The following is a 12,472-nucleotide window of genomic DNA, read 5'->3' on the forward strand; positions in this document are numbered from 1 at the left end:
TCAATCATCCATGACCTCAGGCTCCCCACTTCTCGCCGAACTGATCGAAGCGCTGCGCTGCCTGCCCGGGGTAGGCGGCAAGAGTGCGCAACGGATGGCCTTCCATCTGCTGGAGCGTGAGCGCGATCGCGGCTTGAAACTCGCGGCAGTGATGGAACAGGCGATGCAGCGCATCGGTCATTGCGAGCGCTGCCGCAATTTCAGCGAAGAGCCGTTGTGCGCGCTGTGCGCCAGCGCCACTCGTGACCGCCAGGTACTTTGCGTGGTGGAGTCGCCGACCGATCTGGCGGCGATCGAGCAGGCCACCGGTTTTCGCGGCCAGTATTTTGTGCTGATGGGTCGCCTGTCGCCGCTCGATGGCCTGGGGCCGGAAGAGCTGGGCCTGCTGCAGCTGAGCCAGCGCCTGGGCGAGGGCGAGGTCGAGGAACTGATCATCGCCACCAACCCCACCGTGGAAGGCGAGGCCACGGCGCATTACCTGGCCCGGCTGGCCCGCGCCGGCGGCGTGCGGCCGACCCGGCTGGCGCATGGCGTGCCGCTGGGCGGCGAACTGGAATACGTCGACCGCAGCACGCTGGCACACGCCTTCGGCGGCCGCCAGCTGCTGGACTGAAGCCTTGATCCGAGGGAGCCCGACATGAGCGACACGATTTTCAGCAAGATCATCCGGCGCGAGATACCGGCGGACATCGTTTACGAGGATGACGAGGTGCTGGCCTTCCGCGACCTCAATCCGCAGGCTGCGGTGCACGTGCTGTTCATTCCGAAGAAGCCGCTGGCCACGCTCAACGATGCGGTGGCGGACGATGCGGAACTGCTCGGCAAGCTGCTGCTGGCGGCGGCGAGCTACGCCAAGTCGGAGGGTTTTGCCGAGCAGGGCTATCGCACCGTGATCAATTGCAACGAGGATGGCGGCCAGACCGTGTTCCACCTGCACGTGCATCTGCTCGCCGGCCGCCGGCTGCACTGGCCGCCGGGCTGAGATGGGAGAAAAAAACGCCGGCTGCGAGCCGGCGTTTTTCTGGATGCTTATTTCTTCGGCGGCGGGGGCGGGCGCACCACGATCACCCGGCGCGGATAGAAACCGCCGTACGGATAACCGCCCCAATACGGACCGAAGCCGGGACCCCAGAACGGGTCATAAAAGCCGGGCGGATAGTTCACCACCACCGGCCGCTTCGGCCACAGGTAGACCACGTCGGCCTCCACCCGCGGGTAGGCGTAGTCGAACTCCCCGACCTTCTGCGACACCGTGCCGTGCAGGGTGCCGGTGACGGTCAGCTCGCGGCCGCGAACAAACACTTCCGGATCGTAGAAGCCATTGCGGCAGGCCACGAAGCGGCCGAGATTCTCGCCGTTGCTGCCGGCCGTGGGGCGCGCCTGGCTGTCGAGCGGGCGGGACAGCAGGTAGAAGCAGGTCTGCTGGGGACCCGGCTCGGTCTTGATGATTTCGCCGCCCCAGCGCACGTGCGTACCGCCGGCGCCGCCTTGCTGTGCGCTTGCGGTGGACACGTCGGCGTAGGTGCCTTCCAGCGGTTTCGGAATCGTCGCGCAGCCTGCCAGCAAGGCCAGGGCTGCGGCGAGCGTCAATGGGCGGTACAGGGACATGGGGATTTCTCCAAACGGGGGGCAGCGATGGCGGCCGTCGATTCGACGGCTATTTGACCACGCGGGCGATACGGAAATCCCGTACCGACCGGATGAAGCGGCGCAATGGTTCAGTTGGTGGTTCGGCATGGGCGTAGCGCAACTCAAGATAACTCCTCATCAGCTCGGCCAGTTCCTCGCGTCGACCAGGCAGCGCATCGGCAGCGCGGCGCAGGTAATCCTTCGGACCCTCGCCGCGCCGGCGCGCGATGCCCTTGCGCGCCAGCTTGCGTTCCAGCTCGCGCATGGCCCCGCGCAACGGGTCACGCGGCTGTCGTCGGCGCAAGGCCCAGACCAGGCCGATCGCGACAAACAGCGTGCTGCTGATCGCCAGCAGCCAGCCCAGTGTCGCGGTATCGACATCGCGAATGCCGAACGGCTGCAACAGGCCGCGCTGGCGCAAGGCGTCGAACCCGATAACGCCCTGATCCCACCAGCGGTTGACAATGTCCCAGCGGTTGCGCAACCCCTGCAGCCAGTCGGTGCGGTACCAGGCCAGCTGGTCGTCGGCCGCGGCGGCGGCACCTTGCGACACGCGTTCCGGGCGCACGGCGGCGGTGGGGTCGACGCGCACCCAGCCGCGACCGGGCAGCCACACTTCGCTCCAGGCGTGGGCGTCGGAATTGCGCACCAGCAGGTAATTGGCGGCCTTGTTCCAGTATCCGCCCTGATAGCCGGTGACCACCCGGGCTGGAATGCCGGCGGCCCGCATCAGCACGGTGAAGGACGAGGCGTAGTGTTCGCAGAAACCTTCGCGGGTGCCGAACAGGAAGTCGTCCATGGCGTTGCGCCCCAGCGGTGCCGGAGCCAGCGTGTAGCGAAAGCCGCCGTCGTGGAACAGCGCGAGCGCGGCGCGCACGATGGCGCCGTCGTCGCCGCCGTGACTCTGTCGCCACTCCCGTCCCAGCGCCAGCGCCCGCGGGTTGAATCCGTCGGGCAATTGCAGCCAGCGACGCCGATGCGGGCCCAGCTTCGGTTCCAGTCGATAACGCGTGGCCGAACTCAGGCTGTAGCGGAGCGTGTCGTTGACCGGCTTGTCGGCGACCACCACCCGGTCGGCCCGCATGCGGGCACCATCCGGCGGGTCGATCGGCACGTCCAGGGTGGGCAGCACGTTCTGGTGGCTGGCGACGAGGCTGACGTGATAGCTCGTGGCGCCGGCGACTTCCAGCTTCGACGGCGCCAGCGCGGCGAGGTCGCGGAACGTCCAGGTGAAGCCGTCGTAGCGGGCCATGACGTAGGCGCGGAAATAGCGCTGGGCGCGGGCCGGCGGGTCGCCATCGAAAGTCACCCGCATGGCTGGGCTGTCGTCCATCATCAGCTCGGCAAACTTGCCCGGCGACATGCTGTCGGCCAGGCCCGTGCTGGCCTGGTCGGGCGTGGGCGCGCCCCACAGCGGCGAGTCGAGTCGGGGAACCAGCAGGAAGGCCAGCAGCGCCAGCGGCAATGCCGCGCCGATCAACCCCAGGCCGGGCAGCAGCGAGCGCGGCAGGCTGTCCGTCGCCTGTGCGGGTTCCAGTGCCCGCAAGGTCGCCAGCGCAGGCAGCAGGCCGAGAGCGACGGCTACGGTGGCGACCATGCCCTGACCCGACAACAGCGCCGCCATCAGGGCGAAGCAGGCGAAGCTGATGCCGACCCGGGCGTCGCGGATGGTTTCGGTCTCCAGCAGCTTCAGCACCAGCAGGCCCACCGCCAGCGCGGTGCCGGGTTCCCGGCCGAAAACATTGCCGTACTGCAGGACCACCGCCAGTGTCAGCAAGGCCAGCATCGGCAGCTTCAGCCAGCGCGGCACGCGACCGGCGCGTTGTCGCCGTTGCCACCAGCGCCAGCCGAGCACCACGGCCAGCACCGCCACGAGCCACCACGGCATGTGCAGGGCATGCAGGCCGAGCACCATTGCCAGGGTCAGGCTGAGCAGGTCGAAAGCGCGGGCGTCGACGGGATGGACGGGCGCGGCGGCTCGCAGGCGGCTCATGGCAATTGCGCCAGCGCGTTCATGCAGCGCGCGTAGTGCAGCGGCCCGTTGCTGCTGGCGATCTCGTCGCCGGGCAGCCACAGGCTGTAGCTGCAGCGCTGCGCCTCCGCCTCGTCCACCCAGCGGGCGAGGCGGGCGATGCGCGCCTCGTTCTCCATGCCGCCAAGCTGGCGCCAGTCGAGCTGCCATTGCGGGCGGCTTTGCGGCTGTTCGAAATCCTTGACCAGCAGATTTTCGTGGCGCGCACTGCTTTTCCAGGCGATGTGGCGGCGCGGGTCGCCGACCCGGTAGTCACGCAAGGCGGCCAGTTCGTCGCCACGGTACAGCCGCATGTGGCGGGCATCACCCGCCGGCGCGCGGGGTGGCGGACCGGCATCCTCCGCGCGCGGCCACACCAGCACGGCCTGCTCCGGTCGCAGCCAGCTCCAGGCGCGGAACATGCCCAGCGGCCAGCTGCTCCATACCCGCATGCGCGGCATCGCCTGCCAGCCACGCTTTTCGGTGGCCAGGGAAAGTTGCACCGCGGTGCCGCTGCGACCATCGAGCGCGAAGGCGATGGTGCCGTCGGCAAGCTCCACGCGAATCGATTGGCGCGCACGGGCGGAGTCGAATTCCAGGGTGAGCGTGAGCGGGTCGCCGGCCACCGCGTGGCCGGGGCGGACATGTGCCAGGCGCAGGCCGTCGAGGTTGCTGAATGCCACCAGCATGCTCGCCGCACTGGCGGCGCCGAGCAGGCAGGTCAGCAGCAGGGCGGCGTTGTTGCTGTAGTTCAGCGCGCCGGCGAGCATCACCAGCAGCAGCACGGAGAAGCCCAGGCCGAAACCGGTCGGCACGATGTAGATGCGGCGCCGGTGCAGTTCGATCGGCAGGCTTTCCGGGCGGCGATAGCGGGTGAGTGCGGGCAGCCGGCCTTCGGCCCAGCGTTGCAGGCGTTGCATCACGCTGCGCATCAATCCACCGCGACCTCGGCCAGCAACTGCCGGGCCAGCGTGTCGCCATGGGCGCCACGTGCCGGCAGCAGGCGGTGGGCGGCCAACGGAACGAACAGCGCCTGCAGGTCTTCCGGCAGCACATGGTTGCGATGGTGGAGCAGGGCCCATGCCCGTGCCGCGCCCAGCAGGGCGAGGCCGGCGCGTGGCGACAGCCCCACCCGAATGTCGGCATGGCGGCGGCTGGCGCTCAGCAGGGCCTGCAGATAATCGAGCAGGGCATTGCTGGCGGTGATCGACTGCGACTGCCGATGCAGCTCGATCAGCGCCGCCGCATCCAGCTTCGGGCGCAACTGCGCCAGCAGGTCGCGCCGGTCGCTGCCGCCGAGCAGGGCCCGTTCGGCGGCGGCGTCGGGGTAGTCCAGCGACAAGCGCAGCATGAAGCGGTCGAGCTGGGAATCGGGCAACGGGAAGGTGCCGTTCAGATCCAGCGGGTTCTGCGTGGCAACCACGAAGAACGGCTGCGCCAGCGCGTGGGTCTGGCCGTCCACGGTGACCTGGCCTTCGGCCATCGCCTCCAGCAGGGCGCTTTGCGTTTTCGGACTGGCGCGGTTGATCTCGTCGGCCAGCAGCAGGCCGGTGAAAATCGGGCCGGGGTGGAAGCGGAACTGCGCCGTCTCGCGTTCGTAGACGCTGACCCCGAGGATGTCCGAAGGCAGCAGGTCGCTGGTGAACTGCACGCGCTGGAAGTCCAGCGCGAAGGTGGCGGCCAGTGCGTGCGCCAGGGTGGTCTTGCCCACGCCGGGCACGTCTTCCAGCAGCAGGTGGCCGCCGGCGATCAGGCAGGCGAAGGCCAGTTTCACCTGCCGCGGCTTGCCGAGCAGCACCAGGTTGACCTGGGCCATTGCGGCATCCAGTTGCTGCTGCAGGGATTCTTCGTGGGGCTGGGTCATGGCGGACATCGTGGCAGGGTTCTTCGCTGGCGTGGCGGGAGCCAGTGTAGCCGCCCCGCAGGGGTGTTCCGGGACGGCCTCAGGGCAGGACCACGCCGGCTTCGCGCAGCAGGCGCGCCAGTGCGATCAGGGGCAGGCCGATCAGTGCGCTGGGGTCGTGGTTGTCGATGGTTTCGAACAGGCTGATGCCGAGGCCTTCGCACTTGAAGCTGCCGGCACAATCCAGGGGTTGTTCGCGTTCCACGTAACGAAGGATTTCGTCGGCCTGCAGCGGGCGGAAGCGCACGCGGGTCAGGTCGACATGGATGTGTTGCCGATGCTGGCGGGTGTCGATCACGCACAGTGCGGTATGGAACACCACCTCGCGCCCCGAGCTGGCGGCAAGCTGCGCGCAGGCATTCTGCGGGTTGCCCGGCTTGTCCAGCAGCCGGTGGTCCAGCGTGGCGACCTGGTCCGAACCGATCACCAGCGAGTCCGGATGGAGCGCAGCCACGGCCTCGGCCTTCGCGATGGCCAGGCGCAAGGCGCGCGCCCTGGGGGCCTCGCCGGGCCAAGCCGCCTCGTCGGTTCCCGGCGCGGCCTGTTCGAACTGCGGCAGCAGCCGGCGCAGCAGTTCGGCACGGTAGCGCGAGGTCGAGGCCAATACGATGCGGGGTGAGGGGCCGGCCTGGATCATGTGTCCGATTCGCGCCGGATATGCTCGCGCATGGCGCTGTCGAGATCGGTCTGCGCCTGGTCGAGGGCCTTCAGCAGTGGTTGCAGGCGGCTGCGTGTATCGCGCATCGAGGTGGCGGCCTCATCCAGTTCCTGCTGGCTGGCATGCGGCGAGCGATCCCTGATCCACAGGCGCTGCTGCAGCAGGGCGCGCAGGCCGGCGTCGACCGCATGTCGGGCCTCCTGCTCGCTGGCGGCGGGCAGGTCCGGGTTCAGCGACATCACCGCATGCGCCTGTTGCAGGCCGGCGCGGCAGGTCTTCAGGTCGGCTTCCAGGCGATCGGCCAGGTCGAGCAGGTTGTTCAGGCTGCTGCCGCGCAGGTTCTGGCGCCGCCGCAGCAGCAGCGCGCTGGCGGCAAGGCCGACCAGCAGCACCAGCAGCGCGACGAGGCCCAGGGTGAGGTAGGAGTTCAAGGGCAGCGGCTCGGGCGACAGGGAGAGCAAGTCTGCCGCATCGGGGGCAAATCAGGCAAAATGCGCCGCCGGCCACCCATTTCGGGGGTCCGGGCGCCGCACCAGTTGACTTCAGGCCGCCTGGAACCTAACATTTCGCGATTATGTCCGTGACACTGCCAGAGTCCGTGGACGCTTGGCGCATGGTCTCGGCGCGGCGTTCGTTCGAGGGAACGCTTCCTGTTGCGTCCATGTCACGCCTGTGCGAGGCGTTGGCCGATACCGATGGATCGGTGCATTTCGAGCTGGATTTCGGGCGCGACGAGCTGGGCATCAGCTATGTCGACGTCCGCGCCACCGGATCGCTGAGCGTGACATGCCAGCGCACGCTGGAGCCGTTCGACTTGCCGGTGACGGTGGACACGCGGCTCGGCCTGATCAGACAGGAGCGCGAAGAGGCGGGATTGCCGCCCGATTGCGAGCCGCTGCTGGTGGCCGAGGATGGCCGGTTGAATCCGGTGGATGTGATAGAAGACGAATTGTTGTTGGCGCTGCCGCTAATTCCGATCAATCCGGACAGCAGCCTGCCCGACGAAGCGATCAGCCAGGAACCGGAGACCTCCGGCGAAGGGCAGTCAGAAAATCCGTTCGCGGTGTTGCGCGAACTGAAGAAGTAAACGCCGACCCGAGTCATCGGGTCATCAAGTCACAGATCATCAAGTTTCCGTTGGAGAACTACCATGGCAGTTGCCAAGAGCCGCCGTACCCCGTCCACCCGCGGCATGCGCCGCTCGCACGATTCGCTGAAGACCGTGCAGCTGTCGACCGATCCGACCAGTGGCGAGGTGCATCTGCGCCATCACGTCACCAAGGACGGTTACTACCGCGGCAAGAAGGTGATCGAGACCAAGGGTGCGGTGTCGGTCGAGGATTGATCTGCTTCGGGAGCCCCTCGGGGTTTCCGGACCTGATTGGCAAAACGGCGCGGTGACGCGCCGTTTTGCGTTGTTGGACAGTCGGATGCCGGGCGCGGCGGTTGCACTGGTGCCGCCCAAGGCGTTCAATCCCAAGTTTACGTTGATGGACAGCTGAATGGCCCAGATCTACTCCCGCATCATTGCCACCGGCAGCGCGCTGCCGGAGCGCGTGGTAACCAACGCCGACCTGGAAAAGATCGTCGAGACGAGTGACGAGTGGATCCGCAGCCGCACCGGCATCCGCCAGCGTCATATCGCTGCCGACGGCGAGACCACCGGCGACTTGGCCTTCCGTGCCGCGCAGCAGGCGCTGGAGGCGGCCGGCGTCAAGGCGTCCGAGCTTGACCTGATCATCCTGGGCACCACCACGCCGGACATCATCTTCCCGTCCACCGCCTGCCTGGTGCAGCATCGCCTGGGCGCCAACGGCTGCGCCGCGTTCGACGTCAATGCCGCGTGCTCGGGCTTCGTCTACGCGCTGGGCATCGCCGACAAGTTCATCAAGAGCGGACAGTCGAAGAAGGTCCTGGTGATCGGCGCGGAAACGCTGACCCGGATGGTCGACTGGACCGAGCGCGAGACCTGCGTGCTGTTCGGCGACGGCGCCGGCGCGGTGGTGCTGGAGGCGTCGAGCGAGCCGGGCATCCATGCCACCTGCCTGCATGCCGATGGCGGCCACAAGGAGCTGCTGTACAACCCGGTGGGTGTCTCCGTCGGTTTCAGGGATGAGCCCAACCACGGCGTGCGCATCCGCATGGCCGGTCGCGAAGTGTTCAAGGTCGCGGTGAAGACGTTGGACTCGCTGGTCGAGGAAACCCTCGCCGCCGCCGGCATGAACGAGTCGCAGATCGACTGGCTGATTCCGCACCAGGCCAACCTGCGCATCATCGAGGCGACCGCCAAGCGCCTCAACATGTCGATGGAGCGCGTCATCGTCACGGTCGACAAGCACGCGAACACGTCATCCGGCTCGGTGCCGCTGGCGCTGGATTACGCGGTGCGCTCGGGCAAGGTGCAGCGTGGCCAGAACCTGCTGCTGGAAGCCTTCGGCGGCGGTTTCACCTGGGCGTCCGCGCTGCTGCGTTACTGATCCGGCAAGCGTTTCCATGCCGGTCACGATGCCGCCCTCGGGCGGCATCGCCTTTTTCGGGTCGGCGGATTCGCGAAATACAGCTGCGTATGGCGGCCCATGCATGGCACCATGTTCGCTTTCGTCGACGGGATTCGCCCATCCATGAGTTCAACCGCTTCCTCGCTCGCTTTCGTCTTTCCCGGCCAGGGGTCGCAGTCGGTCGGCATGCTGGCCGAACTGGCCGCCGCACACGGTGAAGTCCGGGCCGCCTTCGACGAAGCTTCGCAAGGTGCCGGTGTCGATCTGTGGAGCCTGAGCGCCCAGGGTTCGGAAGATCAGCTCAACCGTACCGAGAACACCCAGCCCGCGCTGCTCGCGGCCAGCGTCGCGGTGTGGCGGGTGTGGCAGAAGCTGGGCGGCGCGCAGCCGGCCCGCCTGTCCGGTCACAGCCTGGGCGAGTACAGCGCGCTGGTCTGCGCCGGAGCGATCTCCCTGCATGACGCGGCCGCGCTGGTGGCCGAACGCGGCCGGCTGATGCAGGCCGCGGTGCCGGCGGGCGTCGGCGCGATGGCGGCGATCCTCGGCGGCGACGACGCGCAGATCGCGGCGGTGTGCGACGAGGTGGCGCAGGGCCAGGTGGTGGCGCCGGCGAATTTCAATTCGCCCGGCCAGCTGGTGATCGCCGGCAACGCCGAGGCGGTCGATCGCGCGCTGGCGCGACTGGCCGAGCTGGGCGTGAAGAAGGCGATCAAGCTGGCGGTATCGGTGCCGTCGCATTGCGCACTGATGCGCGGAGCGGCCGACAAGCTGGGCGAGCGGATGGCGACGGTCGACTGGAAGCTGCCCTCGGTGCCGGTCATCCAGAATGCCGAAGCGTGCAGCTACGGCAGCATCGAAGAGATTCGCGGGGCGTTGCAGCGCCAGCTGTACATGCCCGTGCGCTGGACCGAATGCGTGCAGGCGCTGGCTGCCGGTGGCGCCACGCGCATCGTCGAGTGCGGCCCGGGCAAGGTGCTGGCCGGCCTGATCAAGCGCATCGACAAGAGCATCGAGGCGCGTGCGATCGGCGCGCCGGCGGATCTCGATGCTGCACTCACCGAGTGGGCCTGACGGCCCCTCGATCATCGGATTTCCGAAGGAACGTTTTTCATGAGCAAACCACTGCAAGGTGAAATCGCGCTGGTCACCGGCGCCAGTCGCGGCATCGGCGCGGCGATCGCGGACGAGCTGGCGGCGATGGGCGCCACCGTCATCGGCACGGCCACCAGCGACGGCGGTGCCGCCGCCATCGGCGAGCGCATGGCCGCCCACGGCGGTCACGGCCGCAAGCTGGACGTCACCGACGGCGCGGCCGTCGAGGGCCTGGTCGAGGCGATCGCGAAGGAGTTCGGCACGGTCTCGATCCTGGTCAACAACGCGGGCATCACCCGCGACCAGTTGTTGATGCGCATGAAGGAAGAGGACTGGCAGGCGATCATCGACACCAACCTCACCTCGGTCTACCGCACCTCGAAGGCGGTGATGCGCGGCATGATGAAGGCGAAGAAGGGTCGCATCATCTCGATCGCCTCGGTGATCGGCCTCACCGGCAATCCGGGGCAGGCCAATTACGCGGCGGCCAAGGCGGGCATCATCGCGTTCTCCAAGTCGCTGGCCCGCGAGATCGGCAGCCGCGGCATCACCGTCAACGTGGTGGCGCCCGGCTTCATCGATACCGACATGACCCGGGCACTGCCCGAGGACGCCAAACAGGCGATGCTGGGGCAGATCGCGCTGGGGCGGTTGGGCGAGGCGAAGGACATCGCCAGCGCGGTGGGCTTCCTGGCCTCGCCGGCGGCCGCCTACATCACCGGAGAAACACTGCACGTCAACGGCGGCATGTACATGCCGTAGCGTGGGTTGACGCAGTTGTCGCCAGCAGCTTCGTTTTAGGCGACAATTGCGCTTTCGTGCCGGTCAGCGGGGGTCTCTTCCCCGTGATGCCGGCCCATCGTGGCAGCCTTGCGGTTTAGCCACTACAATGCGCCGGCCTTTTGCAGGCTTTGAGCCGGCACAGACAAATCAATTACTCCTTGAGAGGTATGGGCAACATGAGCACCATCGAAGAGCGCGTCAAGAAAATCGTCATCGAGCAGTTGGGCGTGAAGGAAGATGAAGTCACGGCGAACGCTTCGTTCGTTGACGACCTGGGCGCAGATTCGCTGGACACGGTGGAACTGGTGATGGCACTCGAAGAAGAATTCGAGACCGAAATTCCGGATGAAGATGCCGAGAAGATCACCACCGTGCAGCAGGCCGTCGATTACATCAAGGCCCACTCCAAGGATTGATCGGCAGTGAATTGACCGCCGTTGAGCGGATGGGCTCGCCTGGCGCGGGCCGGTTCGTTCACACGGCGGTACCGAAGGCTGCGCCATCTTGGCGCAGTTTTCGTTTCTGCATTTTGTAACGTCCGATCCCGTATGGTCGCCGGGGAATCCGGCGGCCCGGATGAATCGCGGATCGGACGAGTCAGGGCTTTACCTGCGCTGTCGGCAGCGGCAGATCCGCGCAATCACGTAAGGAAATCAGCATGAGCAAGCGACGTGTGGTAGTGACCGGCATGGGCATCATCTCGCCGGTCGGCAACGACATCGCCAGCGCCTGGGATCGCGTCGTCCAGGGCGTCAGCGGGATCGGCCCGGTCACGCATTTCGACACCTCCGCTTATTCCACGCGCATTGCCGGCCAGGTCAGCGGCTTCGATCCGGCTGACTGGATGGCGGCGAAAGACGTCAAGAAGATGGACCCGTTCATCCACTATGGCGTGGCTGCCGGCACCCAGGCCCTGCGCGATTCCGGGCTGGAAGTGACCGAGGCGAATGCGCCGCGCATCGGCGTGGCGGTGGGCGCCGGCATCGGCGGCCTGTACACGATCGAGGCGACCGCACTGGAGCTGGCCGCCAAGGGCCCGCGCCGCGTCTCGCCGTTCTACGTGCCCAGCTCGATCATCAACATGGTCTCGGGCCAGCTGTCGATCATGTTCGGCCTGAAGGGCCCGAACATCGCCTGCGTGACGGCGTGCACCACCGGCACCCACAACATCGGCCTGGCCGCGCGGATGATCCAGTACGGCGATGCCGACGCGATGATCGCCGGCGGCGCCGAGTTCGCCACCACCGGCACCGCGATGGCCGGCTTCTGCTCGGCCAAGGCGATGTCCACCCGCAACGACGAGCCGACCAGGGCCAGCCGTCCGTGGGACAAGGACCGCGACGGCTTCGTGCTGTCCGACGGTTCCGGCGTGCTGATGCTGGAAGAGTACGAACACGCCAAGGCCCGCGGCGCCCGCATCTACGCCGAGCTGGTCGGTTTCGGCATGAGTGGCGACGCGTACCACATGACCGCACCCAGCGAGGGCGGCGAAGGCGCGGCGCGCTGCATGCAGACGGCGCTGGACGATGCACGCCTGAACCCCGCCGAAGTGCAGTACGTCAATGCGCATGGCACCTCCACGCCGCTGGGCGACCTGGGCGAGGTGATGGCGGCGAAGAAGGTGTTCGGCGACCACGCCTACAAGCTGGCGATGAGCTCGACCAAGTCGACCACCGGCCACCTGCTGGGTGCGGCCGGCGGCGTCGAGGCGATCTTCACCATCCTGGCGCTGCGCGACCAGGTGCTGCCGCCCACGATCAACCTGGACAATCCCGGCGAAGGTTGCGATCTCGACTTCGTGCCGAACACCGCGCGCGAGGCGAAGTTCGACGTGGCGATCTCCAACTCGTTCGGCTTTGGCGGCACCAACGGCACGCTGGCCTTCCGTCGCGTCTGAC

15 protein-coding genes are annotated in these 12,472 nt (G+C 67.5%); 9 read left to right on the forward strand and 6 right to left on the reverse strand.

All coding sequences use genetic code 11. The features are described from left to right. The first annotated feature begins 10 nt into the window (after nt 1-10). Together recR and ASD82_RS16175 are read left to right on the forward strand one after the other, a co-directional pair. Nucleotides 11-613: a recombination mediator RecR gene (gene recR, locus ASD82_RS16170; protein ID WP_056718821.1), complete on the forward strand. Its 603-nt coding sequence runs from the start codon at nt 11-13 to the stop codon at nt 611-613. 24 nt (nt 614-637) lie between these two features. Beyond that, entirely contained in the window at nt 638-982 is a 345-nt protein-coding gene (locus tag ASD82_RS16175) for a histidine triad nucleotide-binding protein (protein WP_056718822.1), read from the forward strand. Nucleotides 983-1,029: 47 nt separating this feature from the next. On the opposite strand, the gene ASD82_RS16180 is transcribed toward ASD82_RS16175, so the two are convergent. From ASD82_RS16180 to ASD82_RS16205, 6 genes are all read right to left on the reverse strand, one after another. Next, nucleotides 1,030-1,608 (reverse strand): Slp family lipoprotein, encoded by a 579-nt coding sequence (locus ASD82_RS16180; protein ID WP_056718823.1) that lies wholly within the window; start codon nt 1,606-1,608, stop codon nt 1,030-1,032. 49 nt (nt 1,609-1,657) lie between these two features. After that, a complete protein-coding gene (locus tag ASD82_RS16185; RefSeq protein ID WP_056718824.1) occupies nt 1,658-3,622 on the reverse strand; it encodes a DUF3488 and transglutaminase-like domain-containing protein in 1,965 nt (654 codons plus the stop codon). Further along, a complete protein-coding gene (locus tag ASD82_RS16190; protein WP_056718825.1) occupies nt 3,619-4,572 on the reverse strand; it encodes a DUF58 domain-containing protein in 954 nt (317 codons plus the stop codon). The genes ASD82_RS16185 and ASD82_RS16190 overlap by 4 nt, the downstream gene beginning before the upstream one ends. Next, entirely contained in the window at nt 4,572-5,513 is a 942-nt protein-coding gene (locus ASD82_RS16195; protein WP_056718826.1) for a MoxR family ATPase, read from the reverse strand. Before ASD82_RS16195 ends, ASD82_RS16190 begins: the two co-directional genes overlap by 1 nt. Nucleotides 5,514-5,583: 70 nt before the next feature. Beyond that, a complete protein-coding gene (locus ASD82_RS16200; RefSeq protein WP_056718827.1) occupies nt 5,584-6,180 on the reverse strand; it encodes a Maf family nucleotide pyrophosphatase in 597 nt (198 codons plus the stop codon). Next, nucleotides 6,177-6,632: a hypothetical protein gene (locus ASD82_RS16205; RefSeq protein ID WP_056719157.1), complete on the reverse strand. Its 456-nt coding sequence runs from the start codon at nt 6,630-6,632 to the stop codon at nt 6,177-6,179. The genes ASD82_RS16200 and ASD82_RS16205 overlap by 4 nt, the downstream gene beginning before the upstream one ends. Nucleotides 6,633-6,775: 143 nt before the next feature. Between ASD82_RS16205 and ASD82_RS16210 the strand changes: the two genes are divergently transcribed. From ASD82_RS16210 to fabF, 7 genes are all read left to right on the forward strand, one after another. After that, a complete protein-coding gene (locus tag ASD82_RS16210; RefSeq protein WP_082542741.1) occupies nt 6,776-7,288 on the forward strand; it encodes a YceD family protein in 513 nt (170 codons plus the stop codon). Nucleotides 7,289-7,351: 63 nt separating this feature from the next. Then, nucleotides 7,352-7,546, forward strand: coding sequence for a 50S ribosomal protein L32 (gene rpmF, locus ASD82_RS16215; protein WP_007081784.1), 195 nt, complete (start codon nt 7,352-7,354; stop codon nt 7,544-7,546). Between the two features lie 157 nt (nt 7,547-7,703). Next, nucleotides 7,704-8,678 (forward strand): beta-ketoacyl-ACP synthase III, encoded by a 975-nt coding sequence (locus ASD82_RS16220; RefSeq protein WP_056718829.1) that lies wholly within the window; start codon nt 7,704-7,706, stop codon nt 8,676-8,678. Nucleotides 8,679-8,822: 144 nt separating this feature from the next. After that, on the forward strand, nt 8,823-9,770 hold the full coding sequence (gene fabD / locus ASD82_RS16225) for an ACP S-malonyltransferase (RefSeq protein ID WP_056719160.1): 948 nt from the start codon (nt 8,823-8,825) through the stop codon (nt 9,768-9,770). A gap of 39 nt (nt 9,771-9,809) precedes the next feature. Beyond that, nucleotides 9,810-10,553: a 3-oxoacyl-ACP reductase FabG gene (gene fabG / locus ASD82_RS16230; RefSeq protein WP_056718830.1), complete on the forward strand. Its 744-nt coding sequence runs from the start codon at nt 9,810-9,812 to the stop codon at nt 10,551-10,553. 197 nt (nt 10,554-10,750) lie between these two features. Then, nucleotides 10,751-10,990: an acyl carrier protein gene (gene acpP / locus ASD82_RS16235; protein WP_007805185.1), complete on the forward strand. Its 240-nt coding sequence runs from the start codon at nt 10,751-10,753 to the stop codon at nt 10,988-10,990. Nucleotides 10,991-11,232: 242 nt separating this feature from the next. After that, a complete protein-coding gene (gene fabF / locus ASD82_RS16240; protein WP_007805186.1) occupies nt 11,233-12,471 on the forward strand; it encodes a beta-ketoacyl-ACP synthase II in 1,239 nt (412 codons plus the stop codon). Nucleotide 12,472: the final 1 nt, after the last annotated feature.

The sequence above is a fragment of the Rhodanobacter sp. Root179 genome, from assembly GCF_001428465.1.
GTDB lineage: Bacteria > Pseudomonadota > Gammaproteobacteria > Xanthomonadales > Rhodanobacteraceae > Rhodanobacter.

Bases quoted from the DNA above. Each gene is read 5' to 3' on its own strand.
- recR (WP_056718821.1), top strand. From the start codon at position 11: ATGACCTCAGGCTCCCCACTTCTCGCCGAACTGATCGAAGCGCTGCGC.
- ASD82_RS16175 (WP_056718822.1), top strand. From the start codon at position 638: ATGAGCGACACGATTTTCAGCAAGATCATCCGGCGCGAGATACCGGCG.
- ASD82_RS16180 (WP_056718823.1), bottom strand. From the start codon at position 1,608: ATGTCCCTGTACCGCCCATTGACGCTCGCCGCAGCCCTGGCCTTGCTG.
- ASD82_RS16185 (WP_056718824.1), bottom strand. From the start codon at position 3,622: ATGAGCCGCCTGCGAGCCGCCGCGCCCGTCCATCCCGTCGACGCCCGC.
- ASD82_RS16190 (WP_056718825.1), bottom strand. From the start codon at position 4,572: ATGCGCAGCGTGATGCAACGCCTGCAACGCTGGGCCGAAGGCCGGCTG.
- ASD82_RS16195 (WP_056718826.1), bottom strand. From the start codon at position 5,513: ATGTCCGCCATGACCCAGCCCCACGAAGAATCCCTGCAGCAGCAACTG.
- ASD82_RS16200 (WP_056718827.1), bottom strand. From the start codon at position 6,180: ATGATCCAGGCCGGCCCCTCACCCCGCATCGTATTGGCCTCGACCTCG.
- ASD82_RS16210 (WP_082542741.1), top strand. From the start codon at position 6,776: ATGTCCGTGACACTGCCAGAGTCCGTGGACGCTTGGCGCATGGTCTCG.
- rpmF (WP_007081784.1), top strand. From the start codon at position 7,352: ATGGCAGTTGCCAAGAGCCGCCGTACCCCGTCCACCCGCGGCATGCGC.
- ASD82_RS16220 (WP_056718829.1), top strand. From the start codon at position 7,704: ATGGCCCAGATCTACTCCCGCATCATTGCCACCGGCAGCGCGCTGCCG.
- fabD (WP_056719160.1), top strand. From the start codon at position 8,823: ATGAGTTCAACCGCTTCCTCGCTCGCTTTCGTCTTTCCCGGCCAGGGG.
- fabG (WP_056718830.1), top strand. From the start codon at position 9,810: ATGAGCAAACCACTGCAAGGTGAAATCGCGCTGGTCACCGGCGCCAGT.
- acpP (WP_007805185.1), top strand. From the start codon at position 10,751: ATGAGCACCATCGAAGAGCGCGTCAAGAAAATCGTCATCGAGCAGTTG.
- fabF (WP_007805186.1), top strand. From the start codon at position 11,233: ATGAGCAAGCGACGTGTGGTAGTGACCGGCATGGGCATCATCTCGCCG.